The following is a 25,014-nucleotide window of genomic DNA, read 5'->3' as shown; positions in this document are numbered from 1 at the left end:
AATATCGGGAAACGACGAATCGGGGCGGCGGCGTCAGAACCGCCGCCCCGACAGGCGCAGGTCTCAGCAGGTCGAGCCGGCGGCGATGCCGCAGGTCCAGCCGGCGTACCAGGTGTCGCTCGAGTCACGGACGGCGCCGATGTAGGTCGTGTTCGACAGGAAGCCGTTCACGCCGTTGACCGGCGTCGGGGTGACGGCGGTCTCGTTGGCGCCGTTGACCACACCGTTCAGCGTGGTGCCGCCGGCGCTGTTGTTCGAGCCGGTGCCGAAGATGCCCGACGTCGCCGCGTCCTGGTTGCCGTCGGCGCGGAAGGTGGTGCCGCACGACAGATAGACCGAGTTGAAGGTCGGCCCGTTGGTCACGGTGGCCGCGTCGTCCAGGTCGAAGCAGGTGCCCGAGGGCTTGGACACGACCGAGTTGTACAGCTGCAGGGCGTGGCCGGTGTTCAGGACGATGCCGTCGCCGCCGGCGCCGTCGGTGCGGCCGATGATGGTGGCGTTCGAGATGACCGGACGGGTGAACAGGGCCTGGTTACCGGCCGAGCTGAACTCGAAGCCGCGGTCGCCACGGGTCGGAGCCTGACGGACGATGGCGAACTGCACGGCGCCGCGCCAGCCGGTGTCGGTGTCCAGCGAGTCGTCGTCGTTACCGGTCAGCACGACGTATTTCAGATTGGCCGTGCCGCCGAACAGCTCGATGCCGTCGTCCGAGCTGTTGTGCACCTGGATGTACTCCAGGGTGGTGCCCGAGCCGACGCCGGCCAGGGTGATGCCGTTCAGCTCGTTGCCGGGCAGGATCTGGAAGCCCGAGTGCATCAGGCGGAAGTAACGCAGGCGGCCCGAGTTATCGGCGCCGGTGTTGCCGCCGTAGAAGGCGTTGGTGCCCTCGACCTGGGCGACGCAGCCCACGTTCGGCGGGGTCACGCCGGCCGGGCAGACGGCGGTCGGGGCGCGGCCGAGAATGACCAGGCCACCCCATTGGCCGATCGAGTCGACACCGGTGGTGCCTTCAACCGACTGACGGCTGGTGAAGACGACCGGGCTGGTCGAGGTGCCTTCGGCGAAGATCTGCGAGCCGCGGTTGACGACGATGTAGTCCAGGCCGCCCGAACCGAAGATGGTCACGCCCGGCTCGACGGTCAGGATGCCCTGCTGGGCGCCGGCGATCGGAGCAGCCGGATCGGCGCCGCGGTCCTGACCGACGTCGGTGCGGCCCGAGACCGAATAGATGGTACCCGCGCGCTGGGCGACGACCAGATTGCCGACGATCAGGGCCGGCAGCTGGCAGTTGCGCAGGGTCGCGCCCGCCCCGGTCGTGATGGTGCCGACATTGGCGAAGCCGGTCGGGCAGTCCGCAGCCGCGCCGCCGGTACCACCGCCGGTGCCGCCACCGCCGGTGCCGCCACCGGTGCCACCGCCGAAGTCACCTTCGCCGGGCGAGGCCACTTCGGCCGAACCGCACGAGGCCAGGGCCAGGGCAGTCGCGCTGGCGAGCAGAATCTTGGAAAGACGCATTGGGGAACCCCTCGGAATGAATGTCTGGGTTACCCGCACCCCGTGTGACGCACCCGGCAACCCCGGGTCCAGTCCTCTAGGCGGTCATTGCAATATTAACATGACGCAAATGTTATGCGATGTGACGGATAGTCAGTTATCAGATCAATATGGTGCTAAACAGCAATTATACTTTAAGTATAGAATTTGCGTCATCTATTCCGAAGGCGGATTGATTGTCACATTCAGGGTCTGGTCTCCGCGCCGGACGGTGAGCGTCACGGGGCTGCCGGTGCCCAGGGTCTGGCCCAGTTCCTGGACCCGCTCATCCCGGCTGAGCGCCTCGCCGTTCACGGCCGTCACCACATCGCCCTCGCGCAGCCCTGCCGCCGACAGCGCCGGGATTTGCGCGCCGCGCCGCCAGACATAGCCTTCGATCTGACCGTCCCGGGACAGGGGGCGCAGACCGGCGACATAGGCGTCCGCGGGGGGCGGTGTCAGACCCATTTCGGCCGCGGCCATGGCGGCGTCCCCCGAGAGATTGGACGTGACGCCCTCCGGGGGAGGAGGGGGGGCGGGGATGGAGATGTCACTGAACTCCAGGCGGAGGGTGCGGCCGCCCCGGCTCAGCAGGACATGGTCGGGTGCCACCGAGGCGAGCACCAGATCGGGCGCGACTGTGTCGCCGATGCCATAGGCGGCCTGGGTGCCGTCCGGGCCCTGCAGGATGGCCGTGCCCTGCGCCCCCGTCCGTGTGCCGAACAGCAGCCAGCCTTCAGCCGTCAGGTCCAGCAGCGCGGGTGCGTCTCCCTGCCGGAAGAAGGGATCGAAGCGGGCGAAGACCGCAGGGTCGCTCAGGGGCCGCGCGGCGCTGGCCGAGGCCTGAGCGGGGTGGCCGCCGCGGCTCATGCCGACGATACCGGCCACGACCACGACACCGAGCCCTACCGCAAGGGCGATCTCGGCCCCCCTTCGCGGGCTCAGGGTGCGAAATGGCAGGACTGCGGAAAACGGCACGGCGCGGCGCATGTCCGGCCTCTAGCGGCTGGATGTGACACGGTGCCGACATTCATGCGCAGTCAGGACGACAGGCCGACGATCTGGCCCGACCAGGCCGGCAACTGCCCCGCAGCGTCCTCGCCGCCATTCACCCCGGCGACCAGACTTGCCCCGTCGGGGACGGAAATTTGGATCGGCGAATCGCCCAGATTGAACACGCACAGCAGGGCCTGCCCGTCCGCCTCCCGCCGGAAGACGAGGCGCGGCCCGTCGACCTCAACGAGGGTCATCCGCCCGGTGGCCAGTGCCGGGCTTGTCTTCCTCAGTGCGATCAAACGCCGGGTCAGGGCCAGCATGGCGTGCTCATCTCCGGTTTGCGTCGAGACCGCCAGTTCCAGGTGGCGCGGATCCATGGGCAGCCAGGGCTCGACCTCGGAAAAGCCGCCCCATGGACCGTCGGAGGTCCATGGCATGGGGGTGCGCGCGCCGTCCCGGCCCAGCGTCATAGGCCAGTTGGCGATGGCCTCCGGGTCCACCAGCCGTTCGAACGGCACCCCGGCCTGCGGCAGGCCCAGCTCCTCGCCCTGGTACAGGAAGACATTCCCGCGCAGGGTCATCAGCAGCAGCATGGCCAGCCGGGCCGTCGTGCCGGTGTCGTGCGTACCGGCCCAGCGGCTGGCGACCCGCGGCGTGTCGTGGTTGGAAAAGGTCCAGGCGGGCCAGCCCTCGCCGTCCGCACCCGGCCAGCGCTCTGTAGTCTCGGCGACCCGCTCGGCCGTCAGGGCGCGGGCATAGAGATAGTTGAAGCCATAGGCGCTGTGCAGCCGGTCGCCGCCCCGGGTGAAGGCATGCATTTCCGCCTCGGCGGCATCGCCCACGACCTCGGCGACGAAGAACCGATCGCCGTAGCTTTCCCCCAGATCCCGCAGGCGCTCGAGGAAGGCCGGAATCTCGGGCTGGGACTGATTGTACAGGTGGAGCTGGAAGTCGAACGGACGGGTGCGTGGACCGGGCCGGGGATCGGCCGGGTTGTCGGTCAGGGCCGCGTCGTGGATGGCAAAGTTGATCGCGTCGAGGCGGAAGCCGTCGACCCCCCGATCCAGCCAGAACCGCGTGACGTCCAGCAGGGCATCCTGGACGACGGGGTTGCGCACATTCAGCTGCGGCTGGCTGCCCAGGAAATTGTGCATGTAATACTGGCCGCGCCGCGCATCCCAGGTCCAGGCAGGGCCCCCGAATACTGACTGCCAATTGTTGGGCGGCGACCCGTCGGCCTTCGCATCGGCCCAGACGTACCAGTCGGCCCGGTCATTGACGCGGTCCTGACGGCTGGCGCGGAACCAGTCATGGGCGTCCGAGGTATGGGCATAGACCTGATCGATGATCAGCTTCAGCCCGCGCGCGTGGACTTCGGTGACCAGGGTGTCGAAGTCGTCCATGGTCCCGAACAGCGGATCGATGGCGCAATAGTCCGAGACGTCATAGCCGAAGTCCTTCATCGGCGAGGCAAACACCGGCGAAAGCCAGAGGCCGTCGACGCCCAGCCCGGCGATGTGATCCAGCCGCCGGATCAGACCCTGCAGGTCCCCGACCCCGTCGCCGTCACTGTCCTGAAAGCTGCGCGGATAGACCTGATACAGGACCGCGCCGCGCCACCATTCCATTCCCGGTCTCCTGAAGGGGAAAACTGACCATCGACCGATTTCCCGGGCCGGGCAATCGGTGAGAGCAGGGGGCCTTTTCGAAGCTCGCGCAAACAGGCAGGGTCGGAGGATGACATCCCTGCCGACCCGCTTTCGATCCCTTATACTGGCGCTCGTACTTGCCGGGCTGGTCCCCGCCCTGCCGGCCCATGCGGCCGTGACGGTCACCTTCTATGGGCATGAGGGAAACCGGGTGCAGAACGGCTGGCTGCTGTTTCCCCATGCCTTTGTGCATCTTCATGGCACGCTGGAGAGCAACGGCCTGCCGGTCGACTATGCGGTGGGCTTCACGGCCCGATCGCCGGGGCCCCAGCTCCTGTTCTTCAGCGACCGGGGGATACTGAAACGCCCGGAGCCGGCCTACATCGCGGACGGGATCGCCTATCTCAGCGTCGTCATCAGCGATGAGACCTATGAGACGTTGCGGAGCCGCTTCGACTATTGGGCCAGCGCCGAGGGCGGCACCTACAATCTGCGCCAGCGGAACTGCATCACGTTTGTGGCCGACCTCGCCGAGGTGGTGGGGCTGGACGTGCCCGACGCCAGAACGCTCAGTCCGAACGGCTTCCTGAAGGATCTGGTCGCCGTGAATCCGCCCGGCTCACTGGCCGGGATCGAGCATCACGCCGTCGCGGGCTGATCTGCCGGTCGCGTGCCCGCCAGTTCCTCGGCCGCCGTCATCAGGTGGTACAGGCTGCTGGCCGGGGCCGGCTCGTCGACAAAACTGCCGTCGGCCTTCATCCGGTCGTGGAACAGGCCGGGACGATCCACGCGCAGATAGGGGATCAGACCCGCAAGGGCGGCCTCCAGCCTCTGTTCGGCGTTGGACCGTTCGGACTCCGTGGTCGCCCTGTCCCGCCGCTGGACCCAGGCCTTGATCCGCTCGGTCTGGGGCCACAGGCGCGCCACGGGATCGCAGGGCGAGAGGGCGGGGGTCAGGCCGCCGAAGGCCACGCCACGGGCCGCATCAATGCCGTGCGCCTCGCCCAGATCGACCAGTCGCCGTCCGGCGTCCAGCGCCCGCGCATCGCCCTGGGCCACCCCCCAGCGGGTCAGCAGCCAGCCCCATTCGAACTGGTGGCCCGGTTCGATCTGGGGTTCGTCGCCGGGCGGCAGGGCCCGCCAGTCGGCATCATAATATTCGCGCACCGCTCCGGTCTCGGGATCGACAAACCGGTCGAGCGCGAGCGTCACCAGACCTTCGGCCATCCGGGTCCAGGGCGCGGCCTCATTCTTGGGCAGGACGGCCGCCCAGGCGAGGGCCGCCTCAAGCAAATGCATGTGGGGATTGGCCTTCAGGGGAACGCTGCCCGGCCGGTCCTCATCGTAACCGCCTTGCGGATGGGCCCGGAGATCATCCAGCGCCTGACGCAGGGTGTTGGCGACCTCGATCACTCCGGCCCGGTCGGTTGCCAGCGGAAGGGCGTGGGCCAGTCCGAACAGGATGAAGGCCTGGTCGTAAAGGTCGGGTCGGCTGTCCATCGGCTGACCCGCCGCATCCAGCCGATAGTGGAACAAGCCATCCTCGCGCCGAAAGGCGGGCAGGGCGGTCAGGCCGTGATTCACCAGCTCCGCCGCCGGACCGTCCCAGCCCACCAGCGGTGCGCGCGAAAACACATAGATCTGGCGCCCCAGCACCCGGGCGCGCCGGGGCAGGGGATCGGGCGAGCCGCCCGCCTGCAACTTTTCGAAGAAGCCGCCTTGCCGGCGATCCACGCCTCGCTCGCTCCACAGCGGCAGGGCATCGTCCCTCAGCCAGGCCAGATAGGCATCGCCGACGCTCATCCGCGAGATCCGGGAGGCACGGGAAGCCCCCGGGGGCGGGTGCAGACGGGACACATGTACTACGACCAGACCATTGAAGTGGCGGGCATATAAGCGGGTGACAAAGGGCCATGCAACCTCGGGGAGCAGGCCTTCTGATCCCGTCCCCTTTGCGCCATGCTGGGACCCGGGCGCCGAATCAGCGGCCGGACAGCAGGGGTCGAGCGGCTCATGAACCTCAGCGGAAAACGCATTCTGGTGACGGGCGCCGACGGCTTCATCGGCTCGCATCTGGTCGAGCGGCTGGTTCGCGACGGTCACACCGTGCGCGCCTTCGTCCAGTACAACAGCTTCGGGCACCGGGGCTGGCTGGATCAGTCACCCGACGACATACAGGACGCTCTGGACGTGTTCGCCGGCGACGTCCGCGATCCTTACGGCGTGAAGACCGCCATGACCGGCTGCGATGTGGTGCTGCATCTGGCCGCCCTGATCGCCATTCCCTACAGCTATCATTCGCCCGGCGCCTATGTGGACACCAATGTCACCGGCACGCTGAACATCGTGCAGGCGGCCCGCGATCTGGGCATCGAGCGCGTGGTCCCCACCTCGACCAGCGAGGTCTATGGCACGGCCCGCTTCGTGCCGATGACCGAGGACCATCCGCTGCAGGGCCAGTCCCCCTATTCGGCGTCCAAGATCGGCGCGGACCAGATCGCGCTGAGCTTCCATGCCGCCTTCGGGACGCCCGTGTCGCTCGTGCGCCCCTTCAACACCTATGGCCCGCGCCAGTCGGCCCGTGCCGTCATCCCGACCGTCATCACCCAGCTGGCGGCCGGTGCCCGTCAGGTGAAGCTGGGCGCGCTCAGCCCCACGCGCGACTTCAGCCATGTGTCCGACACCGTGGCCGGCATTATTGCCGTGGCCGAGTGCGACGCGGCCATCGGCGGGGTCACCAATCTGGGCAGCGGGTTCGAGGTCTCGATCGGCGACACGGCCCGCCTGATCGCCGAGCGGATGGGGGTCGATATCGAGATCGTCAGCGAGGCTGAGCGCCTGCGTCCCGACGCCAGCGAGGTCGAACGCCTGTTTGCCGATACCACGCGGGTTCAGGCCCTGACGGGCTGGCGCCCGGCCCATGCCGGACTGGATGGCTTTGCGCGCGGGCTGGACGACACCATCGCCTGGTTCCGCGAGCCCGCGAACCTCGCCCGCTACCGCCCCGGCACCTACGCCATCTAGGCGGTTAGCGCCGCTCCAGCGGCCGCGCCGGATTGCCGACAACCGTCTCGCCCGGCGCGACGTCCTTCGTCACCACAGCCCCCATGCCGATCACCGCCCCCTTGCCGATACGAAGCGGCTTGTCGGGCGTACCCTGCCGCAGGATCGCGCCCGTCCCGACATAGACGTCGTCCTCGATCACCGTATTGCCGTTGATGCACACGCGCGGCGCCAGCGTCACGAAGTCGCCGATCACACAGTCATGGGCGACGTAGGCATAGATGTTGGCGTGAAACTGCCGGCCGATCCGCACATCGGCGGTCAGAATCGAGTGGTCGCACAGCAGAGCCCCTTCGCCGATCTCGCACGGCCCGCGCCTGAGGGCGGTGGGGGCAACCAGCGACACCAGTGGCCGGCCCAGCGCCCGCATCTCCGCATCGACCCGGCGCCGGATAGCCGCCTCGGCGATGGCGACGACGATGCCGTAGTCCTCGGGCAGATCGGCCAGCGGGATCACGGGATGCCCGTTGACCGACGGCTCGTACGCCTCGCCGTCCTTGGGCACGAAACAGACGGCATCGGGGCTGCGGGCACCGGCGGCGCGGGCCATTTCCCAAGCCAACGGCGCGACTTCGCGGCTGAATCCGCCGGTTCCGCAGATGGCAATCTTCATCGGATGGCGCTCCCCTCCGGGAATCGGACAAGACTGCTACCCTGACACCCTGACCGACTCTGGCAAGGCAGACTGTAGCAGGCGCATGGCGGAACGCGTGACCATCTGTGTGGTGAGCAGCGGCCGGGCCGACTATGGCCTGATCCGCCCCATCGTCGACGCCCTGCGTGCCGATCCGCGCACGCGGGGACAGCTGCTCCTCACCGGCACCCATGCCGACCCGCGATTCGGCTCGGACGCCGACGGCCTGATCGAGGCCGATGCCCTGGTGCCGATGCCGCTTGAGGGCGACGGTGCCGCCGCTGCTGCCCGGGGGGCCGCCGCCGTCCTGACCGGCGTGGTCGAGGCGCTGGAGCGGCTGCAGCCTGATGCCGTGCTGATCGTCGGCGACCGCTACGAGATCCTGGCGGTGGCCCAGGCCACCACGCTGCTACGCTTGCCGCTGATCCATCTGGGCGGCGGCGACGTCACCGAAGGCGCCATCGACGAGGGCATCCGCCATGCGGTCAGCAAACTGGCTCAGGTACATCTGGTCACCCATGCCGGGGCCGCGCGCCGCCTGCGCCAGCTGGGCGAGGAAGACTGGCGCATCCATACGGTCGGCAATCCCTCGCTGGACAGTTTGACCGCCGCGGCATCCGTTCCCGATGCGGAACTGGAACGCCTGCTGGGCTCTCCGTTGGCTGCGGATAATTTGCTGGTCTGTTTCCACCCGGTCACTTTGCTCGAGGATGGCGGGCTGGCCGAGTTCGAGGCCCTGCTCGCGGCTCTGGAAGCGCAGCCGGCCTCGACCCGGCTCTGGGTCACCCGGCCCAACGCCGACCCCGGCCATGAGGCGCTGAACGGGCGGCTCGACGCCTGGGCGAAAGGGCGGGCCAATCTCTCGGTCCATGCCGCCCTCGGCGCCGCCTATCTGCCCCTGATGGCGCGCTGTCGCGTGGTGGTGGGCAATTCCTCCAGCGGTCTGACCGAGGCCCCCTCGCTCGGCATTCCGACCGTCGACGTCGGTGTGCGACAGCAGGGGCGGCTGGCCGGGGACACCGTCTTCCACTGCCCCGGCGAGGCTGGGGCCATCCGCGCGGCGCTTGAGAAGGCTGTCTCCGCTGACCTGTCCGGCGCGCTCAATCCTTATGGAGATGGAAAGACTGTCCCGCGCATCCTGTCGGTCCTGACGTCCCTGCCCGAGCGCGAAGCCCTGATGCACAAGCGGTTCATCGACATTGAGGTCCCTGGTGGCTGACCGGGTCTTCATCATCGCCGAGGCGGGGGTGAACCACGACGGCTCGCTGGCGGATGCGCTCGCCATGATCGATGTGGCCGCCGAAGCCGGGGCCGACGCTGTCAAATTCCAGACCTTCCGCGCCGAAGCCGCCCTGACCGCCCGCGCGCTCAAGGCCGAGTATCAGGTGACCAATACGGGCGAGGGCGGCACGCAGCTGGACATGGTGCGGCGGCTGGAACTGAAGCCTGAGGATCACCCGGCTCTGGTCGAGCGTTGCCGGGCGCGCGGTATCGCCTTCATGTCGACGGCTTTCGACATGGACAGTCTGGCGCTGGTCGCGGGACTGGGCATGCCGTGGATCAAGATTCCGTCCGGCGACCTGACCTGGGGCGAGATGCTGATCGCTGCCGCCCGCGTGGGCCCGCCGCTGGCGGTCTCGACCGGCATGGCAACACTGGATGAGGTGCGTCAGGCGCTGGCCCTGATCGCCTGGGGCCGGATGCGGAGCGACCTGCCGCCGGATCTCGACACGGCGCTCGCCGCCTTCGATACCGACGCTGCGCGGGCGGCGCTTCATGGCAAAGTGGTGCTGCTCCACTGCACGACCCAATACCCGGCGCCCCTGTCGGCCATCAACCTGAAGGCCATGGATACGCTGGCCGAGGTATTCGGCCTGCCGGTCGGCTATTCCGACCATACGCTGGGCATCACCGTCCCGGTCGCCGCCGTGGCGCGGGGGGCGGTCATGATCGAGAAGCATTTCACCCTCAGCCGCGACCGTCAGGGCCCCGACCACGCGGCCTCACTGGAGCCGGACGAACTGGCTGCCATGGTGCGGGCCATCCGCGAGGTCGAACAGGCGCTGGGCCGTGCCGAAAAGGGTCCGGCGCCCGAGGAGATGGCCAACCGGATCGTCGCGCGCCGCTCGGTCGTGGCCGCCCGACCGATCCGTGCTGGCGAGGTGCTGACGCCCGACATGCTGACGGCAAAGCGCCCGGCGGATGGCCTTGAGCCCCATCAGGCCTTTGCCCTCTACGGCCAGCCCGCCAACCGCGACCACCAGCCGGATGAGGCGATCGAGCCATGAAGCACTGGCAACGCACCCTGGTCGGCCCGCACGCCCCGTTGCGGCAGGTGCTGAAGGCCATCGATGCGGCGGGTGTCGGCATCGCCCTGGTCGTGGATGAGGGCGGGGTGCTGATCGGTACCCTGTCGGACGGCGATGTGCGCCGGGCCCTGATCAATGGTGCCGCTCTGGAGCAGGCCTGCCGACCGTTCGTGCACACCACGCCGGTGGTGGCCCCGGACGGTCTGGACGAGGGCGCGGCCCTGACCATGCTGCGGGCCCGCAAACTGCGCCAGCTGCCCCGCGTGGATGCAGATGGGCGGGTGACGGGTCTGTCGACGGTCGGCGACCTGCTGGATGTGCCGGAGCGGCCCCAGCCGGTGGTCATCATGGCGGGCGGCCGGGGCGAGCGTCTGGCCGAGCTGACCCGCACCACGCCCAAGCCCATGCTCAATGTCGGGCCGCGGCCGATACTCGAGACCATCATCTCGGGCCTCGCGGTTCAGGGGTTCCGGCGGATCTTCCTGTCGGTGAACTATATGGCCGACCAGATCGAGGCCCACTTCGGTGACGGGTCGGATCGCGGGCTCGACATCGGCTATCTGCGCGAGGACCGGCCGCTGGGTACCTGCGGAGCCCTGTCCCTCCTGCCGCCCGAGGTCGAGGGGCCGGTGCTGGTTACCAACGGCGATGTCCTGACCCGCGTGGACTATGGTCAGGTGATGGAGGCCCACATCCGCGACGGCGCCGCCGCCACCGTGGTGGTCCGCGACTATGAGATGCAGGTGCCCTTCGGCGTCATTCGCGCCGCCGACGGTCGCATCAGCGGCATCGAGGAAAAGCCCAGCCAGGTCTTCAACATCAATGCGGGGGTCTATGTGCTGTCGCGCCCGGCGCTGGAGCGGATCCCCGCCGGCCAGGCCTATGACATGCCGACCCTGATCCAGACCCTGATCGAGGCCGACATGGCCGTGCGTCCGCATCGGGCCGAGGGCTACTGGCTGGATATCGGCCGTCCGCCCGACTACGACCGCGCCAATGCCGAGTTCGGCGCCATCTTCGGCGGCTAGATTTGACTGTGACCCTGACCCACCTCGAGAGGCTGGAGGCCGAGAGCCTGCACATCCTGCGCGAGGTCGTGGCCGAGGCGCGCAAGCCCGTCATGCTCTATTCGGTGGGCAAGGACTCGGCCGTCATGCTCCATCTGGCGCGCAAGGCCTTCTATCCCTCGCCGCCGCCCTTTCCCCTGCTGCACGTCGACACGACCTGGAAGTTCCGCGACATGTATGCCCTGCGCGACCGCATGGCCGACGAGAGCGGCATACAGCTGATCGTGCACCGCAACCCCGAGGCCGAGGCGCGGGGCATCAATCCGTTCGATCACGGCTCCCTGCATACGGATATGTGGAAGACCGAGGGCCTGAAGCAGGCGCTCGACCTGCACGGCTTCGACGTCGCCTTCGGCGGCGCCCGTCGCGATGAGGAAAAGAGCCGCGCCAAGGAGCGCATTTTCTCGTTCCGCACCGCCAGCCATGGCTGGGACCCCAGGCGCCAGCGCCCGGAACTGTGGTCGCTCTACAATGCGCAGAAGGCGAGGGGCGAGAGCCTGCGAGTCTTCCCCCTGTCCAACTGGACCGAGCTCGACATCTGGCAATACATCCAGCTGAACGCCATCCCGGTGGTGCCGCTGTACTTCAGCGCGCCCCGGCCCACGGTGATCCGCGACGGTCTGATCCTGATGGTCGACGACGACCGCTTTCCGCTGGCCCCCGGCGAGGCTCCGGTCGAACGCTCCATCCGCTTCCGGACGCTCGGCTGCTATCCCCTCACCGGCGCAGTCGAGAGCGAGGCGGCGACCCTGACCGAGGTCATCCGCGAGATGTTGCTGACCACCACCAGCGAGCGGCAGGGGCGGATCATCGACAAGGACGCCGGCGACGGGTCCATGGAGAAGAAGAAGCAGGAGGGCTATTTCTGATGCCCGGCCCGACCTCTTCCGGCCCCGGCTACCAGCCCGATGCCCTGATCGATCAGGACATCGAAACCTGGCTCGAGCAGCACCGGCACAAATCCATGCTGCGCTTCATCACCTGCGGCAGCGTCGACGACGGCAAGTCCACCCTGATCGGTCGCCTGCTCTACGACTCGAAGATGATCTTCGAGGACCAGCTGGCTGCGCTGGAGGCGGACTCGCGCCGCGTGGGCACCCAGGGCGAAGCACTGGATTTCGCCCTTCTGGTCGACGGTCTCGCCGCCGAGCGCGAGCAGGGCATCACCATCGACGTCGCCTATCGCTTCTTCGCGACTGAAAGGCGCAAATTCATCGTCGCCGACACGCCGGGCCACGAACAATACACCCGCAATATGGTCACGGGGGCCTCGACCGCCGACCTCGCCGTCATCCTCATTGATGCGCGGAAGGGTGTGCTGACCCAGACCCGCCGGCACAGCTATCTGGCGCACCTGCTGGGCATCCGGAACATCGTGCTGGCGGTCAACAAGATGGATCTGGTCGACTACGACCGGACTGTCTTCAGCAGCATCGTGGCCGAGTATCGGGACTTCGCCGACCGCATCGGCATCGGCGAGGTCACGGCCATTCCGATCTCGGGATTCCGGGGCGACAACATCACCGCCCCCTCGCCGAACACGCCCTGGTTCACGGGGCCGGTCCTTATCGATCACCTCGAGCGCGTGCCCATTGGTGCCGACACGGATCAGGCGCGGCCGTTCCGCATGCCGGTCCAGTGGGTCAACCGCCCGAACCTCGACTTCCGCGGTTTTGCGGGCCAGATCGCCTCGGGCGTGGTGCGCCCCGGCGATCCGGTGCGCATCCTGCCGTCCGGCAAGACTTCGACCCTCAGCCGCATCGTGACCCTCGACGGCGATCTGGAGCAGGCGGCGGCCGGCCAGTCCGTCACCCTGTGCCTCGCGGACGAGATCGACTGCTCGCGCGGCGATGTGATCGCGGCGGCGGCCCACCCGCCCCAGGTCGCCGACCAGTTCGAGGCCACCCTGGTCTGGATGGGCGAGGAGCCGCTGCTCCCCGGCCGGGCTTACTGGCTGAAGCTGGGCACGCGCACGGTTTCGGTGACCGTCCAGCCGCCCAAGTATGAGATCAACGTCAATACGCTCGACCATCTGGCGGCCCGCACGCTGGAGCTGAATGCCATCGGCGTGGCCGAGATCACGACCGACCGGCCGATCGTCTTCGAACCCTATGCCGACAGCCGCACGCTGGGTGGCTTCATCCTGATCGACAAGCTGACCCACGCCACGGTCGCGGGCGGCATGCTGCACTTCTCCCTGCGCCGGGCCCAGAATGTTCACTGGCAAGCGCTCGACATCTCGCGGGACATGCGCGCGGTCCAGAAGGGCCAGCGGCCGCGCGTCGTCTGGTTCACCGGTCTGTCCGGCTCGGGCAAGTCCACCATCGCCAATCTGGTCGAGAAGAAGCTCTTCAGCCTGGGCCTGCACACCTTCCTGCTGGACGGCGACAATGTGCGGCACGGCCTCAATAAGGACCTCGGCTTTACCGAGACCGATCGCATCGAGAACATCCGCCGGGTGGGCGAGGTCGCCCGCCTGATGACCGATGCCGGCCTGATCGTCCTGACCGCCTTCATCTCCCCCTTCCGGGCCGAGCGCGCCATGGTGCGCGCCATGATGGCCGACGGCGAATTCCTTGAGGTGTTCGTCGACACACCCCTCGAGGTCGCCGAGGCGCGCGACGTGAAAGGCCTCTACGCCAAGGCCCGCGCGGGCCAGCTCCGGAACTTCACCGGCATCGACAGTCCGTACGAGGCGCCCGAGGCCCCGGACCTCCGCATCGACACGACCGTGAGCACACCGGATGAGGCCGCAGACCAGATCGTCGCCTGGCTGACCCGCTGAAGCGTTGGCTTGATCGACGCGGGCTCGGTGCTGCGGCCAGGAATCCGGCCCACCGCTTCCAAGTCCCGAAGTTTGGCCTTTAAAATCTGCGCGCAGCTTGTCTCGGACGAACTGCGGCACGAGGGGGGCTTTCGGTCTGAATTGTGTCCAGGCGGCACCTGCTCCAGAAGCGGGACAACCAGGAAAGATGTGCTGCGGACCACCAAAAGCCGATTCCTCGTCGGCCTGCCCTGATTAGGCGACAGTTTCCGTTACGCGCCGTCGCCGTGATGGCCGGTCGGCGCCGGCACGAGCTGCGCCATCGAGAATTGCGCAGCACAAGGCGAAGATGACGGCCATGGTTTCGGTGCGTAGAGGATAGTCGGCCGCCGAATGCGCGGCGATGAGCAGCAGTGCAACCGATGCAGCCCGCTGTAGATCACGCTGAAGACTTGGCCCCGCCCGCCAGGCGTCCCACGCCCTGCGGCCCCACCAGACGAAGGTGGCTATGACCAGGCCAATGCCGAGCCAGCCGGTGGTCAGCCAAAGCTGGAGGTAATCATTGTGGGCCTGGTTAAAAAAGGCGGCTTGCAGGGTCTCCACCGGCTCATAGGAGCGATAGACAGCATCAAACGACCCGATACCTGATCCCAGAGGCAGAAAGTCGTCCGCAGCCTGGGCAACCACGGGCCATCGATCAAATCGGCCGGCAAACTCAGAGTCGCCGGCGAACCGGTCGAGGACCGGGTCGAGCGCGAAAAAGCCGACGACCGCGACGCCGACGGCGCCGCCCAGAAAAAGCATCAGAAGCCGAGGTCCGGGGCGGGTGCGACCGGATGAAATCCAGCCGATCAAGAGCCCTCCCATGAGGGCAGGGATGGCTGCGAGGACCCCGAACCGCGACTGAATGGCCCCAAGGGACACAAGGATCAGCGCAATGACCAACCCTCCGCTCCAGACCCGGAGCGCGGCCTTCGGATCTCGACTGTTGAGCCCCCGGCCGGCAAGCGCGGCGGCAAAAGGAATGGCGACCAGGCAAAGCGTCGCCATATGGTTCCGATTGGCGAAAAACCCCACCAGCGCCCCGAAATTGGTCGTCTCCCAAGGATATACAGCGCGGCTGTTGAGCGTGATCTGAAGAGCGCCGAGCAGGATGGAAACGATCACGAACGCCAGAACGGCCCAGATAAGCCGGGCTTGCATCGAAGGGGGCACGCTCAGTGAGGCCACAAGCAGAGCGACCGGGGGCAGGATTGCCAGAAAGGCCTGCCATGTAAGGTCGGGCGTAAGCGACAGAGGCAGCCAGCTGGGCGAAACGCCTGTCAGGTCAAGGGCGACAATCGCTTCGTCCCGACCGGGCAGGCTGGCCCAGATATCAAAGGGAAGGGGGATCAGCTGAAAAAGCGGAAGAACAGCCGCCAGCCCAGCAATCGAGAGGAGGAGGCGATGGCGTCTCCAGACACCAGTCTTGCCCATCCGGTAGAGGCCGAGTCCGAGAGCCGGGAGAGATGCCAGTTCGATGGCGGCCAGAGGCACCACATGTTCGCGACTGGCGCCCCCAAAAAACAAAGAAAAAGCCAGCAGAACACCGGTCGCTATGACCAAGGCATCCCACTGGCTTATTCTTTTGAGGTCTAAACCGCTCACCAACGCACGCGAAACTGAGCGGCCCTGAATCTCTTACGGGCTGGTCGGAGCGTCGTCGTCGGTAGCCACCGAGATCACGCCCACGAGCACCGCGGTGCCGATCAGCAGGACGGGCAGCGGAATACCCGCGAACTCGCTCGAGGCTTCAGCGCGCGCACCAACGCGGTCGCCGACGCGCTCAACAGCGCTGTTGTTTCCGGCGGCAACGGCTTGGCCTGCGATTAGCAGCAGGCCCACCGAGGCAGCAGCGATGGTCTTACGCATGCAAATCCCCTTTGAACAAAATCATTACGCGGGTTTCCCCGCTCCTGTGAGAATGTCTGTAGACCGTCCCGGTTGCACGAGGCAAGCGAAAAATCCCCAATGGCGCGGATAATCATGAGTCTTCACAGCCCTGTGGCGGATCGGCACCGTTACGGCAGAGGCGCAATCTCTAGCTGCGCAAACCAGATAATAAGGTTTGTCCTGCGCCCCGGGTTCTCGCCGACAAGCCGGATAGTTTGGCTCGCACACGATGTCTCCGGCACTGTGAACTCCTGATCGAAGGATTGCCAGGAAGCTTCGTCCCCTGGGGCTGATTGCGACGGCGCACGGAAGCGGACGTCCTCGACAGCTGGTCCGGAGGCCCCACAGATCACCTGCCAGGCGAAAACCATTTCGCTTTGACCCAGCTCCCAGCGCCACAGCCCCTTAAGGCGATAGCGGCCGGGAGAGAGAAGCAAGGCCTGCTCTGCCAGCACATCGCGGCTCTGCCCGTTATGCGCAATGCGCAAGGCGCCCGAAGGGCCTTCTTCCGCACCCTGTGAGGTGGGGCCAGCGTCGGGCAAGGCGGCCACCGAATAGCCGGCGCCTACGCCCAGCTTCCACCCGAAAGGCAGGATCGACTCGGATTCCCGGAAGCTGCCGTCGACAAGGCCACTGCGCGGCATGGGCCGACCTACCGCGTCCCGGACCTGTCGAAGCGCGTCGATCTGCCCGCCGCTGTAGAGGGCAAGATAGAGTTGTTGCAGCTCCGCGTCTGAGAAGCGCCCGGAGCTATCTTTCATCAAGATTGCAATTTGGGCTGCCAGGCTAACACCGCCCTCCCGACGGTAGAGGCTTCGCAAAAAGCCAGTCCGCCACGGCGGATCATCGGCCAGCTCTCCTGCCAGGAAAGGGAAGGCTCGTGGGTCGGACTCCACGGCAGTCGCAAAGAGGTCGAATATCTGCGGCTGCAAGGTTGCTCGCCGGCGAGCCAGGGTATCGGCATGGGCGAAAGCTGAGCCATAGTCCCCCCGCCGCAGCCGGTTCTCGATCAGCCACCCATGGGAGCTGTCGTCGCGCAGGCTCCAGTTGCCGGCCAGGGTCAGGATCTCGTCCGCGAGCGCCCGATCGCCCGTCTCGCCTTCGACCAGCCCAACAACCCTCAAGGCTGACAGAGTGAAGGGCGCTCGTTCCAGCGCCATTCGCGCCAAGGCATCGGCATTGTCCATCCGGCCAGCCTGCCATTCAGACTCTGCGGCCCGCGCAAGCACTGCAGCCGACCCGGGGTTAAGGCGGACGGCGTGCTCGCTGGGCGCACGGTCGGACATTGGCACAAGGGCGATTTGCCACCCCAACCAGATCAGGCCAACTGCGAGGCCGCCTCCGATCCAGCCCGGACCGGAAGAGGCCTTCGTTCGAACGGTCTTGTCGTCAACGTCCGCCATCACGCCTTCGGTCCGGGGACCTCGGACGCTGACCTCGCCCCATAATCATAGTCGTAGCTGTAGTCATAGCCATCGTGGCGTGTCTTGCTGGCCTGGAACTTGGTCAGTACCGCGCCCAGCACGCGACCGCGGCCCATAGCCAGGCGGCGCAAGGCGCCAATGGCCTGCCTGCGACCGGTGTTGCGCGACTCAAGAACAAAGAGGGTGCCTTCCACCTGCGAAGAAAGGATGGGTGCATCCGCAAAGCCCAGCACCGGCGGACCGTCGATGATTACGTGATCGTAGCTTGCGAGGGCCTGATCGAGCAGGGCCTGAACCCGATCGCCGGCCCAGAGCTCCGCCGGGTTGGGCGGCAAGGGACCGCAGGGAATAAAATCGAGCGTGGCATAAGGTGTCTTGCGGACCACGCCCGCAATTTCGGCAGACCCCGAGAGGAAATTGCTCATGCCCTGGCTGTTCTCGATTTCGAGCACGCGGTGCATTGAGGGATTGCGCAGATCTCCATCGACCAGCAGTACGCGCTTGCCAATCCGCGAGAGGTTCAGTGCCGTGGCAAAGGCGGTGGTCGACTTGCCCTCACCAGGACGCGCGCTGGTCAGCAGAAGAGACCGCGGCGCCCCGTGAGAGGTCGTAAATTGCAGGGCCGTCCGCAGCGAATAATACGCCTCCGAGAACGGGGAACGGACATCCCTGAGGGCTGTCGCTGCATCCTTGTCCTTGTCGAGCAGCGGAATGGCGCCAAGTCCGGCCAGACCGAGCTTCTCCTCGACGTCCATAGGGGTAGTGACCGAGTCGTCGAGAGCCTCAATCAGGAAAGCGGCAACCACTCCGAGCCCGAGGCCCAGCACGAATGAGAGCGCCAGGTTAAGGGGCAGCTTCGGGCTGGACGGCGACTTCGGTGCAATCGCCCGGTCGATCAGCGATACGTTGTTGGCAGTCACCCCACCGGTGACGCCAACCTCCTTATACCGCTGCAGAAGGCCGTCGTAGAGCTGGCGGCTCGTATCCAGCTCGCGCAGCAAGATGTTGTACTGCACGCTGCGATCACTGAGGTCGAGCACATCACTGCTCAGCCCGTTGACCCGGCCTTGCAAGGCGCGCTCCTGGTTGAGCGCGATCTCATACTGGGCTCTGATTCCATCTCGAATGGATACGGCGAGACTGCGAATCTGCTCGTTCAATTCATCGATGCGGTTCTGCAGCTCCACCATCTCAGGATAGTCAGGCTGCAGCACACTGGATTTCTGCTGATATTCAGCCTCAACCTGGACGCGCTGCGCCACCATCGCCTGGATGGCAGGGCTCGCTATAACCTCCGGGATCGACATCAAAGCCGCACCGCGTGCCTGGCGCCATCGTTCCTCTGCCGTGATCCGCTCGACGCGGGCCTGAGACAGGGCCTCGTTGAGAGCGGAAAGACTATTGGCCGCGAGCGAACGTTGCGCTCCCGTGCCGGCGTTGCTTGGGTCTTCCAGGCGAATGATCTGCTGATCTTCAGCGTACTGGACCAGCTGGCGCTCCGTTTCCTCAAGCTTTGCCTTCGTTTCGGCAATCCGGTCTTCCAGAAAGTCCCGCACGTACAGGGAGGCGTCAAACTTTCGGTCGAGATTGGACTGGATGTAATTCTCGGCGATCGCATTGGCCATGCGAGCCGACAGGGCGGCGCTGGGGCTGCTGAAGGTGATTTCGACGAGGCGGGAGTCGCGCTGGGAAGAGACGTCGAGCCCTCGGGCGATAAGATTGATCACCATCTCGCGCCGACGGGCCATTTGCTGGGCTGCGGTCTCACCCTCGCGAGCCTCAAACTCGCCGCCCATCTGTTCGATAAAGTCGTCGGAGTTAGCGAGGCCCATGCTGTCGATCACGCGCTCGGCCAGGGACCGGCTGCGGATCAGGCCATACTGCGTCTGAAAGAACTCAACTGAGTAGCGCAGGTCGACGGGGGCGGCTTCTTCTGAGTCGAGAACCCGGGCCGTTTCGCGGTCGATCTGGACCGTGGCCTCGGCCGTATAAGTGGGGGGCGTAAGCAAAGTGACCACCACCCCGATCACCAGGGCAGCGAGGACGGCGCCGGCGATCAGCAGGCGATGCTTCATCAGCATCGCCCAGTACTTGGCCAGGTCCAGCTCGACCTCCCGCTCGGCGGGCTCACCAAACCCATCCGGGCCATCGTACCCTTGGTTTTGCAGAGACGGGTCCGGCTGCATCATCCCGCTCGATCCGCGACCTTCGGCCATAATCACATCCTGAAAACTTTTCGCGTCCGCCCCGCCGACGCTTCTGAAGGGCTGATACCGTATCGCGACACGGGGGGCGAGACTGGAATTCAACCAACTGACGCCGAAGATGTATTTGCGTCAGCCAGCAGCGGCTCGGCCTTGTGGGGTGTAAGCCGCTTTAGGGGATTAAAGGGCGGCCCGAAGCCTGTTGCTCGACGATCACGTCAGCGATCAGCTCAACAGCTGAGATCCGCTCGCCAGCCGAGGGGTGTCCCCACTGCGCCATCCTCAAGTGAGGTAGGCGCGCAGACAGCATTCGCCAAAACGGCGCAGCTCGCCGGGGATCGTAACCCGCTCGGGCAAGGAGATAGAGTCCCACCCGGTCCGCATCCCGCTCGGCCTTTACAAGCTCCCATGGGGCGACGCCCCAGTTGCCGAGTAGGTCGCGCGCCACGCCCACTTCATCGAAGAAGGCGCGGTGGTCTAGGACATTGTGGGCGAGCTCGTGACCGAGGACGACTGCGAGGTCGTCGTCGAGGGGGCTTAGAGCCGCCATGGCAGAGCTTATGAAGACGCGCTTTCCGTCAGCTCGCGCGTAGAAGTCGTCCGAAGGATCGAGCTGGAAGGGGTAGGCACAGCCCGTCACAGCTTGGAGGCGGACAGTTTCGACCCCGTCGCCCCGTCTTACGAGGAGCGAGGCTGAGCCATCCGAGAGCGCCGCCTCCAGGAGATCAAGGTTTGCCGCTAAGCCCTCAAAGGAGGCATCAGTGCTGTTCCCAGCGGCAAAGTTTTCGCCGTCAACGGACAGCAGAATGTCGCCGACCTTAAGGCCGGCAGCTTCGGCGGGACTACCTGGTGCAATGGCTGCCACACCCGGGAGATTTCCATCGAGATTCCAGTCCGCTCGAGCCGAGGGCCTGAGATAATCTGCGTACTGGGTCTCAGAATGGAGAAGCATCCCGGTGATCGGGCCTGTATTCGGACAAAGCTCGGCGTTGGCAGCCGAAAGTCTGAACCCGACGGAATTCACCCGCGCATCAAGGGTGTTCATTGCGGCGAGTCGCGCGGAAGGTGAGTCGAGCACGACGTCCCCGTAGGCAGAGGCCGGGAGGGGGGCGTCGGTTCCACACGCGCTCAAGGCGCTCGCAATGAGAGCGATCACCGCAGCGCAGCAAGCCCTCTTTTGAACTGAAGGCAGGCCCATGGGCCCCTCCGTATCCCGTCAAATGGTCCGGAAAAGGTAGAGGGAAGGAGCGGCCCGGACGACCTGTTGGATCACGTCACTAAGGAAAGAGGTATCGACCACGATCACGTCGTCGCCCAGCACAACCGGATCCGGTGCTTCGCCGGCACGGATGGCCGCAAGGTCGAAAACGGCAAACTGGCGCTGGCCGTCGATCGTTCGGAAAATCACGACACTCTTTAGGTCCGCGCCGGCGACCGGCCCGCGCGCCATGGCTACCGCCTGCAGCAGGGTCGTGCGGCCCTGCATTTCGTAGACGCCTGGCTGGGTCACTGCGCCGTCTACGGTGATTTTCTGACTCGCCGCTTCCAGGACCGTTACTGTGATCTGCGGATTGCGCAGATATTGCGCGCCCAGCCGAGTGGCGAGGGATGCGCTGAGTTCATCGGGCGTCAAACCCTCGGCTTGGACGGTGCCGATCAACGGCATCTGGATCACGCCGGATGCATCCACCCGGATTTCCTCGAAGGAGAGGTCGGGCACACGGAAGACATTGATGCGGAGCAGGTCGGTCGCCCCGATGCGATATTCGCCCGAGGTGGTCGCGCCGGCGGCCGAGGTCGCGAGGAGCGCCTCGGTCGGGATCGACCCTTCCTTCGGTCCCCCGGAGCTGGTGCAGGCGCCGAGGGCGAGGATCGAGATCAGCAGCAGAACAAGGCGCATGGCGAACAACTTTCCGGTGGTCGGACCGCATGCCGAACGGGTGTCAGAATGCGACCGGCATCTGATAGCCGCCAATCCCCGATTGCGCCACCATCGCCGCTGAAACCCCGGATTTTTTTCTGGACCCGTCGGACAAGCTGGGGCAGCAGGACCGCGAGCACCGCCCCGAAAACACACCGCCAGCAGGCGGCGCATTTTTTCGAGGCGCAAACAAATCAGGTTCGGTAGGTTAATTTGTCACATAAACCTGAGTGGGTTGGCGTATGAGGCTGGCATGCGCGCATCTCTGACAACGGCCTGGGCGGCAAAATACCTGATCCACATCGGGGCGCTGTTTGTCGCCTTCCTGATGGCCTATGAACTGCGACGAGCCGTTCCCATCGAATGGTGGTTCGAGGGCGGTGACGCGATCCGCGTCATCGGCTGGGCGGCGCTCTACGCCCTGATTGGCGCGGTCGTTGAGGCCGTCTTTCAGACCGAGCGGACCGCTTGGCGGTTTGCCTCGGTCCGGGACGTTGTGGCCCTTGGCCGGAACGTCGTCCTGACGGTGGCCTTCTTTCTGCTCGTCATCTTCGTGGTCGACCGGGGAGTGCAACTGCCCCGCTCGGTCATTCCGCTCGCGGCCGTCCTGAGTGTTCTGTTCCTCGTCGGCGTTCGCCTGCTCTGGCGTCTGCCGCAGGAGTCCGAGCTCGTCCATCACCTTCTGCCCACCTGGTGGCGCAAGGTATCGCCCAACCGGACGCCGCTCATACTGGTGGGCTCACTGGCCGATGCCGACCGCCAGATCCGCCTTTTGCAGGCCGATGCAGACCAGCCTTATCAGCCCGTGGGGATCGTAACCCCTGACGTCGCGGAAGTCGGCATGAGGCTCCAGGGCGTCCCGGCGATGTTGTCGCTCGATGCATGGCGGGACCAGCAGGTTTCCCTCCGCCGCCGTGACGAGCCGGTGCCCGGCATTCTGTTCCTGCAGGACCCCGTCCTCAGCTTTGGCTTGACGCCCCAGCGCGTCGGCGAGCTCAAAAAGGCCGGTCATACCCTCCTGCGGCCCCACGTCCTGACCGAGGTCGGCGCGCCGGGTCCTCGAGCCGACCTGCTTACCGAAATCCCGCTCGAGGAGTTTCTTCCCCGACAGCCGATCTCCCTACCGACGGGCCCGGTCGAGGACCTGATCCGGGGCAAGCGTATCCTGGTGACGGGGGCAGGCGGCAGTATCGGATCGGAGATCGCGCGCCAGATGGTTCAGTTCGGCTGCGGTCACCTGACCCTGCTGGATCACTCCGAGTTCCAGTTGTTCGAGATTGATCGGGAACTGGGTGGCGTGAAAACCGCCATGACTCGCCGGGCTGTCTTGGCCAATGTGCGCGACGAAGCCCGCATCCGTGAGATATTCGATCAGGAATGCCCCGACATCGTCTTCCATGCCGCTGCCCTGAAACACGTCGCCCTGGTCGAGAACAACCCGGCCGAGGGTGTGCTGACCAATGTTCAGGGCACCTGGAATGTGATCCGCGCCGCGACTGGGGCCAAGGCGGCGCAGTTCGTCCTGATCTCGACCGACAAGGCCGTTGACCCGTCTAATGTCATGGGCGCGACCAAGCGGATCGCCGAGACCTTGCTGGAGCTGGTGCCCGACAGCGACACGCGCCTGTCGGCCGTGCGCTTTGGCAATGTGCTGGGCTCGGCAGGGTCGGTGGTGCCGATCTTCCGCGACCAGATCGCCCGGGGCGGACCGGTCACTGTGACCCATCCCGACGTGAACCGCTATTTCATGACTATCCCCGAGGCCGTCCAGCTAGTTCTGCACAGCACGGCCGTAAAGGCTGCTCGCCCCGATGAGGGACCGTCGAAATTTCTGCTGGAGATGGGCGAACCCGTCCGCATCGCCGACCTAGCCCGCCAGATGATCGAGCTCAGCGGTAAAGTGCCGGACGTCGACATCAAGATCGAGTACACGGGCCTGAAGCAAGGCGAGAAGATCGCCGAAATCCTCTCTGACGAGGGCGAAGACCCTTGTCCCTGCGTCGATGGCATACTTGAGGTCATGGGGCGGGCGGGGGCCGGTCGCCTCGATACGGCACGTCTGCAAACACTGGTCTCCGCGGCCCTAGGCGGGTGCGGCCACGAGGTTACGATGCTGGTGGCGGAGACCATCAGAACCATTCGCCGGGATGAGGCCGTAGCCTCGCCTCATCACGATATCTAGAGAAGCGAGCAGTTCGTGATGAACTTGGAGTCGGTTAGGATTGGCGTGCTTGGGCTAGGCTATGTTGGCCTGCCGCTTGCTGTGGCATTTGGGTGTCGATGGCCGACCGTTGGCTTTGACATCAGCAGAGGCCGCGTTGAGGAACTCCAGGGCGGTCAGGATCGCACACTGGAGGTTGACCCCCACGAATTGGAGGCGGCCACCCAGCTGTCCTTCTCAAGCGGCGCCGCCAGCCTGGCAGACTGCAATGTCTATGTGGTCACCGTGCCCACGCCGATTGACGACAGCAAGCGACCGGATCTGACCGCGCTGCTTCGCGCCAGCGAGATGATCGGCAAGGTCCTGAAGCGCGGCGACGTGGTCATCTATGAATCGACCGTCTATCCGGGCGCGACTGAGGAAGACTGCGTGCCGGTGCTTGAGCGGATCTCGGGCCTCACGTTCAACGTGGATTTCTTCGCCGGCTACAGCCCCGAGCGGGCCAACCCCGGTGATCGCCAACATCGCCTGGCCACCATCATGAAGGTCACGTCCGGGTCGACGCCTGAGGTCGCCGACTTCGTAGACAGCCTTTACCGCGCGGTAGTCACGGCGGGTACGCACAAGGCCTCTTCGATCAAGGTCGCCGAGGCCGCGAAGGTCATTGAGAATACCCAGCGCGATCTGAATATCGCCCTGGTCAACGAGTTGGCCATCATCTTCAACCGCCTCGGTATCGATACCCAGGCGGTGCTCGAAGCTGCGGGCACAAAGTGGAATTTTCTCCCGTTCCGTCCGGGTTTGGTGGGGGGGCACTGCATTGGCGTCGATCCCTATTATTTGACCCACAAGGCTGAAGCCGCCGGCTACAATCCGCAAGTCATCCTATCGGGCCGCCGCATCAATGATGGCATGGGTCGCCACGTGGCTGATGAAGTCCTCAAGCTCATGATTCGAAAGAGGATCAATCCGGTTGGGGCTCGAGCTTTGGTGTTGGGGCTAACGTTCAAAGAAAACTGCCCTGATCTTCGCAATTCGCGCGTGATCGACGTTGTCGAGGGGCTGAGCGATTTGAACATCGCCGTGGATATCCATGATCCCTGGGCATCGGCAGATGAAGTTGCCGACATCTACGGCCAGGCCCCTGTCGAGACTTTGGAAGCAGGGGTCTACGACACCATTATCATCGCCGTTGCGCATAGCCAGTTTATGGAAATGGGCCAGTCGGGGATTGCTGCCTTGGGCAAGGCTGGTCGTAGCGCCGTATACGACGTCAAATGGACGCTGCCGGTCGGTGCGGCAGACGGGCGTTTGTAATGACGGGCGCGCCGATGGCCCAGCTTGCGCCGGGCGGTCC

At 65.8% G+C, this 25,014-nt stretch carries 20 protein-coding genes; 9 read left to right on the top strand and 11 right to left on the bottom strand.

Going from position 1 to position 25,014, the window contains the following annotated elements; translation table 11 throughout:
• Positions 1-63 precede the first annotated feature (63 nt).
• The 3 genes from LC068_RS05195 to LC068_RS05185 all read right to left on the bottom strand — a co-directional run bounded on the left by LC068_RS05195 (position 64) and on the right by LC068_RS05185 (position 4,157).
• Positions 64-1,515 carry a hypothetical protein gene (locus LC068_RS05195; RefSeq protein ID WP_226635093.1) on the bottom strand — a complete coding sequence of 484 codons (1,452 nt, stop codon included), beginning with the start codon at positions 1,513-1,515 and terminating at the stop codon, positions 64-66.
• A gap of 195 nt (positions 1,516-1,710) precedes the next feature.
• Positions 1,711-2,523 (bottom strand): type II secretion system protein N, encoded by an 813-nt coding sequence (locus tag LC068_RS05190; protein ID WP_226635092.1) that lies wholly within the window; start codon positions 2,521-2,523, stop codon positions 1,711-1,713.
• Positions 2,524-2,573: 50 nt separating this feature from the next.
• Positions 2,574-4,157: an alpha-amylase family glycosyl hydrolase gene (locus tag LC068_RS05185; protein WP_226635091.1), complete on the bottom strand. Its 1,584-nt coding sequence runs from the start codon at positions 4,155-4,157 to the stop codon at positions 2,574-2,576.
• 109 nt (positions 4,158-4,266) lie between these two features.
• Here LC068_RS05185 and LC068_RS05180 point away from each other — a divergent pair, with 109 nt between their 5' ends.
• Positions 4,267-4,836: a hypothetical protein gene (locus LC068_RS05180; protein WP_226635090.1), complete on the top strand. Its 570-nt coding sequence runs from the start codon at positions 4,267-4,269 to the stop codon at positions 4,834-4,836.
• On the opposite strand, the gene LC068_RS05175 is transcribed toward LC068_RS05180, so the two are convergent.
• Positions 4,818-5,981 carry an AGE family epimerase/isomerase gene (locus LC068_RS05175; protein WP_226635089.1) on the bottom strand — a complete coding sequence of 388 codons (1,164 nt, stop codon included), beginning with the start codon at positions 5,979-5,981 and terminating at the stop codon, positions 4,818-4,820. The two genes, LC068_RS05180 and LC068_RS05175, sit on opposite strands and share 19 nt — an antisense overlap.
• 210 nt (positions 5,982-6,191) lie before the next feature.
• Here LC068_RS05175 and LC068_RS05170 point away from each other — a divergent pair, with 210 nt between their 5' ends.
• A complete protein-coding gene (locus tag LC068_RS05170; protein WP_226635088.1) occupies positions 6,192-7,202 on the top strand; it encodes an NAD-dependent 4,6-dehydratase LegB in 1,011 nt (336 codons plus the stop codon).
• Between the two features lie 4 nt (positions 7,203-7,206).
• On the opposite strand, the gene LC068_RS05165 is transcribed toward LC068_RS05170, so the two are convergent.
• Entirely contained in the window at positions 7,207-7,854 is a 648-nt protein-coding gene (locus tag LC068_RS05165) for an acetyltransferase (RefSeq protein ID WP_226635086.1), read from the bottom strand.
• An 85-nt stretch (positions 7,855-7,939) separates the two neighbouring features.
• On the opposite strand from LC068_RS05165, the gene neuC reads away from it, so the two are divergent.
• Genes neuC through cysN form a run of 5 tightly spaced genes read left to right on the top strand, consistent with a single transcriptional unit; the run spans position 7,940 to position 14,036 of the window.
• Positions 7,940-9,094 carry a UDP-N-acetylglucosamine 2-epimerase gene (gene neuC / locus LC068_RS05160; protein ID WP_226635084.1) on the top strand — a complete coding sequence of 385 codons (1,155 nt, stop codon included), beginning with the start codon at positions 7,940-7,942 and terminating at the stop codon, positions 9,092-9,094.
• Positions 9,087-10,163 carry an N-acetylneuraminate synthase gene (gene neuB, locus LC068_RS05155; protein WP_226635082.1) on the top strand — a complete coding sequence of 359 codons (1,077 nt, stop codon included), beginning with the start codon at positions 9,087-9,089 and terminating at the stop codon, positions 10,161-10,163. The genes neuC and neuB overlap by 8 nt, the downstream gene beginning before the upstream one ends.
• Complete coding sequence (locus LC068_RS05150; RefSeq protein ID WP_226635080.1) at positions 10,160-11,212, top strand: nucleotidyltransferase family protein; 1,053 nt, start codon at positions 10,160-10,162, stop codon at positions 11,210-11,212. Before neuB ends, LC068_RS05150 begins: the two co-directional genes overlap by 4 nt.
• 8 nt (positions 11,213-11,220) lie before the next feature.
• Entirely contained in the window at positions 11,221-12,120 is a 900-nt protein-coding gene (cysD, locus tag LC068_RS05145) for a sulfate adenylyltransferase subunit CysD (RefSeq protein ID WP_319002475.1), read from the top strand.
• Positions 12,120-14,036: a sulfate adenylyltransferase subunit CysN gene (cysN, locus tag LC068_RS05140; protein WP_226635076.1), complete on the top strand. Its 1,917-nt coding sequence runs from the start codon at positions 12,120-12,122 to the stop codon at positions 14,034-14,036. The genes cysD and cysN overlap by 1 nt, the downstream gene beginning before the upstream one ends.
• Positions 14,037-14,270: 234 nt before the next feature.
• Here the strand turns inward: cysN and LC068_RS05135 are convergent, their stop codons facing one another.
• From LC068_RS05135 to LC068_RS05110, 6 genes are all read right to left on the bottom strand, one after another.
• A complete protein-coding gene (locus LC068_RS05135) occupies positions 14,271-15,620 on the bottom strand; it encodes an O-antigen ligase family protein (protein WP_226635073.1) in 1,350 nt (449 codons plus the stop codon).
• 75 nt (positions 15,621-15,695) lie between these two features.
• Positions 15,696-15,926: a hypothetical protein gene (locus LC068_RS05130; protein WP_226635071.1), complete on the bottom strand. Its 231-nt coding sequence runs from the start codon at positions 15,924-15,926 to the stop codon at positions 15,696-15,698.
• Between the two features lie 149 nt (positions 15,927-16,075).
• Entirely contained in the window at positions 16,076-17,350 is a 1,275-nt protein-coding gene (locus LC068_RS05125) for a tetratricopeptide repeat protein (RefSeq protein WP_226635069.1), read from the bottom strand.
• Positions 17,350-19,587 (bottom strand): GumC family protein, encoded by a 2,238-nt coding sequence (locus LC068_RS05120; protein ID WP_226635067.1) that lies wholly within the window; start codon positions 19,585-19,587, stop codon positions 17,350-17,352. The genes LC068_RS05125 and LC068_RS05120 overlap by 1 nt, the downstream gene beginning before the upstream one ends.
• A gap of 160 nt (positions 19,588-19,747) precedes the next feature.
• Positions 19,748-20,620, bottom strand: coding sequence for a M48 family metallopeptidase (locus LC068_RS05115; protein WP_226635065.1), 873 nt, complete (start codon positions 20,618-20,620; stop codon positions 19,748-19,750).
• 171 nt (positions 20,621-20,791) lie between these two features.
• Positions 20,792-21,475 carry a polysaccharide biosynthesis/export family protein gene (locus LC068_RS05110; RefSeq protein WP_226635063.1) on the bottom strand — a complete coding sequence of 228 codons (684 nt, stop codon included), beginning with the start codon at positions 21,473-21,475 and terminating at the stop codon, positions 20,792-20,794.
• Positions 21,476-21,749: 274 nt separating this feature from the next.
• Between LC068_RS05110 and LC068_RS05105 the strand changes: the two genes are divergently transcribed.
• Together LC068_RS05105 and LC068_RS05100 are read left to right on the top strand one after the other, a co-directional pair.
• Positions 21,750-23,678, top strand: coding sequence for a nucleoside-diphosphate sugar epimerase/dehydratase (locus tag LC068_RS05105; RefSeq protein ID WP_226635061.1), 1,929 nt, complete (start codon positions 21,750-21,752; stop codon positions 23,676-23,678).
• Positions 23,679-23,696: 18 nt separating this feature from the next.
• Entirely contained in the window at positions 23,697-24,974 is a 1,278-nt protein-coding gene (locus LC068_RS05100) for a nucleotide sugar dehydrogenase (protein ID WP_264182112.1), read from the top strand.
• Positions 24,975-25,014: the final 40 nt, after the last annotated feature.

Origin of the sequence: Brevundimonas poindexterae (genome assembly GCF_020524625.1) — a bacterium.
Lineage (GTDB): Bacteria > Pseudomonadota > Alphaproteobacteria > Caulobacterales > Caulobacteraceae > Brevundimonas > Brevundimonas poindexterae_A.
The sequence above is the reverse complement of the archived record's forward strand: the minus strand, read 5'-3'. Positions and strand labels throughout refer to the sequence as shown.